The sequence below is a fragment of the Microbacterium sp. Bi128 genome (assembly GCF_918698205.1).
This window is the reverse complement of the sequence record NZ_CAKKMM010000486.1, coordinates 1-3,448: the sequence shown is the minus strand read 5'-3', so window position 1 is coordinate 3,448 and position 3,448 is coordinate 1. Positions and strand designations below refer to the sequence as shown.

Here is a 3,448-nt window from a genome sequence, read left to right as displayed (position 1 = left end):
GGTGCCACCGGCATCCACGGGGTGGCCACTTCATGACCACCTGTCGGACAATTATGTCAGATTTTTATGCCGCCGTGCGGGCAGGAGTCCGACGGGTAGGGTTCATTGCGTGGGTGAGCCCGAAAAGGCGAACTCCCCACCCCGGCGCGACGCAGCGCCCCACCTTCCCTGAATTCTGCACATTCTTTGACATCTGGAGGCCGTTCGGCCTCCTTGACCACGAACGGAGCCAGCGATGGCCACCAGTATCGACGCGCGGGCCCCGGCCGCCACGCCCGCGCAACTGCAATCGGTCCGAGGCGCCTTGACGTCCCCGCGACGGCTCAAGACCGAGGTTTTGGGCGGCCTCGTAGTGGCACTGGCTCTGATTCCTGAGGCGATCGCCTTCTCGATCATCGCCGGCGTGGACCCGAGGATCGGGCTCTTCGCGTCCTTTACGATGGCAGTGACCATCGCCTTCGTCGGCGGCCGCCCGGCGATGATTTCTGCGGCCACCGGCGCCGTCGCCCTGGTGATCGCCCCACTGGTGAAGTCCCACGGACTGGATTACCTTGTGGCGGCGGTGATTCTGGCCGGCATTTTCCAGATCGTGCTGGGCCTCTCCGGCGTGGCGAAACTGATGCGGTTCATCCCCCGCCCGGTCATGGTGGGGTTTGTGAACGCCCTGGCCATCCTGATCTTTCTGTCGCAGGTGCCCGAGCTGATCGGAGTGCCCTGGCTGGTCTACCCGCTCACCGCGCTGGGCCTGCTGATCGTCTTCGGCCTGCCCAGGCTCACCAAAGCCGTCCCCGCACCCCTCGTGGCCATTGTGGCCCTGACGCTCATCACGGTGACGGCCGCCGTCGTCGTTCCCACTGTGGGGGACAAGGGTGCACTGCCGGACTCGCTGCCCTCTTTGTCACTGCCCAACGTGCCGAACACGTTCGAAACGTTGCAGGTCATCTTCCCGTTCGCGCTGGCCATGGCCTTCGTGGGCCTGCTCGAATCCCTCATGACCGCGAAGCTCGTGGATGACATCACGGACACGCGTTCAGCCAAGACCCGCGAGGCCTGGGGGCAGGGCGTCGCGAACATTGTCACCGGCATTTTCGGCGGCATGGGCGGTTGCGCAATGATCGGCCAGACCATGATCAACGTCAAAGCCTCCGGCGCCCGGACCCGGATCTCCACCCTTCTGGCCGGCGTCTTCCTGCTCATCCTCGTGGTGGCACTCGGAGACATTGTGTCCCTCATCCCGATGGCCGCGCTCGTGGCCGTCATGATTTTCGTATCAGTTGCCACCTTTGACTGGCACAGCATCCGGCCCGCCACCCTCAAGGCCCTGCCCAAGAGCGAAACCGCCGTCATGGCGGCGACGGTGGTGGTCACCGTTGCCACGCACAACCTGGCAATCGGCGTCGGCGTCGGCGTACTCGTCGCGATGGTCCTGTTCGCCAGGCGGGTGGCCCACTTCGTCACCGTTGAGCGCACCGTGACGGAACACGACGGCGGCCGGGCCACGTATCGCGTGGACGGCGAGCTGTTCTTCGCCTCCGCGAATGACCTCTACACCCAGTTCGAGTACGCACTGGACCCCGAACGCGTCGTCATCGACATGCGGGACTCCCACCTGTGGGACACCTCCACGATCGCCGCTTTGGATGCGATCACGGAGAAGTACCGGCAGCACGGCAAGAGCGTCGACGTCGTGGGCCTGAACCAGGCCAGCGCCCTGATGCGCGAACGCCTGGCCGGCAAGCTCGGCGCGGGGAACTGACGGGGCGGCGCGACCGGTCGGGCCGGTATTAGGTCACACGTTTGGGTCTTTTTGTTTGCCTTGGTGCGGCCTAGCGTGGATTTACGGCGCCGCCCGTCCGGGTGGCCGGAGCATGGAGGAAATCCAATGACGACGCACGTAGCCGACTGCAGCGTGAGCAATTGCTCCTTCAATGACCACTCCCACTGCAACGCGGCCGCCATTACCGTCGGCGGCGCCGCAGATCATGCCTCCTGCGCAACCTTCATCGACATCGGTGTGCACGGCGGGCTCCCCAAGGTGCTGGCCGACGTCGGCGCCTGCCAGCGTTCCGAGTGCACCCACAACGACCATCTGATGTGCAAGGCGCCCGAAGTTCACGTGGGCCCGGGCGTCGACAACGCCGACTGCCTCACCTACGCCCACACGTAGCCGCACCCGCCGTCCGCGTCCATCGAACATCCGCCCCGCTGGCGCTGAAATTCCCCACCTTTGGTCGCCGCACCCGGCGTGTCGGGCCGAACCGCCGGTGAGGACCGGCGTCGCTGGTTCAAAGGTGGGGAGAATCGGTGGTGGCAGAGGGCATCCGCTGAGGCAGGCGCGCTAGCCCTGGGTGAGCCGGTACCGTTCGATCTGCTTGAGCCGCCGCAGGAGGCTGTCGCGCCGGGGGTGCGGGACGGCGTCGGCCGGCTCGGCGGTGAGCTCGATGTGTTCGGTGCCGTACTGCCACAGCAGCAGGTCATCGAGCAGCCGGTCCGGCCCGGGGGAGTAGCGGTGGTCCAGGGCCTTGCGGACCTCGGTGATCCGGTTGGCGCTAAGCAGCCCGGCGAGCTGCATGGTCTGGTTGAGGCCGTGGGCGGCCATGAGCTCCGCGGCCCAGCCCCAGTCGTCGTCGACCTTCCGGTCCACGTGCGGCAGCAGGGTCCGCCAGACGTCGCGGATCCGGTTGGGCGTCAGCTGCGCGGCACCCTCACCGTCCATGTCCCAGTAGCCGCGGACCTCCTCGTAGCGTTCGTGCAGGTCCGAGAACGCGCTCTCCACGGTCTCCAGCATGGCGGCCGTCGCGGTGAACTGGCGGTCGAAGTGCGGGGTCCAGGCCCGCGGGTCCTCGGCCTTGAACCGGATGTCGTGCTCGATCTCGCTCCAGGCGTGGGCGAAGACGGTGCGGATCTGGCACTCGAAGAAGTAGCTGCCGTTCGGCGGGACGTCCGGGTTGAAGGCCAGCTGGTAGTCCTTGACGGCCTCGTTCTGGATGGTCCGCAGGATCAGGTGCCGGCTCGAGTAGCCGTATGTGCCGGGCTCGATCGAGCCGATGTCCTTTTCCCGGTCCCCCCGGCAGTCAAAGAGCTGGCGCTGGCGCTTGATCAGATTCGCCACCACCGCGTTTTCCGCCGGTAGCTTCGTGATCACACGGATTCCCACCATGTCATTCAGGGTCCGGAACGGGTCCGGGAACTTCAGCACAGGTGGCCCGCCCGGCTCCAGCGGTTCCTCAATGCGGGAAATCTTCTCGCGGAAGGATTCAACGGTCTTGGTGCGTCCGGTGACGAACAACGGCGTGACTTCGGTGTCCTTGAGCATGGTCCGCAGCGTGAGCAGGACCTCCCGGGTGACCAGCTTCAGGGCAGGCCGGACCCGCTCGTACAACTCCACGTTCTCCTGCACGGAATCGCGCAGGCTCACGTCCAAACGGTCCCAGTTGCTCGCCATGGA

The 3,448-nt window shown here is 66.0% G+C and carries 3 protein-coding genes; 2 read left to right on the top strand and 1 reads right to left on the bottom strand.

Translation table 11 applies throughout. The features are described from left to right. The first annotated feature begins 235 nt into the window (after positions 1-235). Complete coding sequence (locus LQV45_RS21575) at positions 236-1,756, top strand: SulP family inorganic anion transporter (protein ID WP_230008753.1); 1,521 nt, start codon at positions 236-238, stop codon at positions 1,754-1,756. A gap of 126 nt (positions 1,757-1,882) precedes the next feature. Next, positions 1,883-2,167, top strand: a complete 285-nt coding sequence (locus LQV45_RS21570) for a DUF1540 domain-containing protein (RefSeq protein ID WP_028275954.1) — start codon at positions 1,883-1,885, stop codon at positions 2,165-2,167. A gap of 171 nt (positions 2,168-2,338) precedes the next feature. Here LQV45_RS21570 and LQV45_RS21565 read toward each other — a convergent pair whose 3' ends face one another. Further along, positions 2,339-3,445, bottom strand: coding sequence for a GTP pyrophosphokinase family protein (locus LQV45_RS21565; RefSeq protein ID WP_230008754.1), 1,107 nt, complete (start codon positions 3,443-3,445; stop codon positions 2,339-2,341). Positions 3,446-3,448: the final 3 nt, after the last annotated feature.

Excerpts from the sequence above, each read along its gene's own strand:
- LQV45_RS21570 (WP_028275954.1), top strand. The coding sequence starts at position 1,883 with ATGACGACGCACGTAGCCGACTGCAGCGTGAGCAATTGCTCCTTCAAT.
- LQV45_RS21565 (WP_230008754.1), bottom strand. The coding sequence starts at position 3,445 with ATGGCGAGCAACTGGGACCGTTTGGACGTGAGCCTGCGCGATTCCGTG.
- LQV45_RS21575 (WP_230008753.1), top strand. The coding sequence starts at position 236 with ATGGCCACCAGTATCGACGCGCGGGCCCCGGCCGCCACGCCCGCGCAA.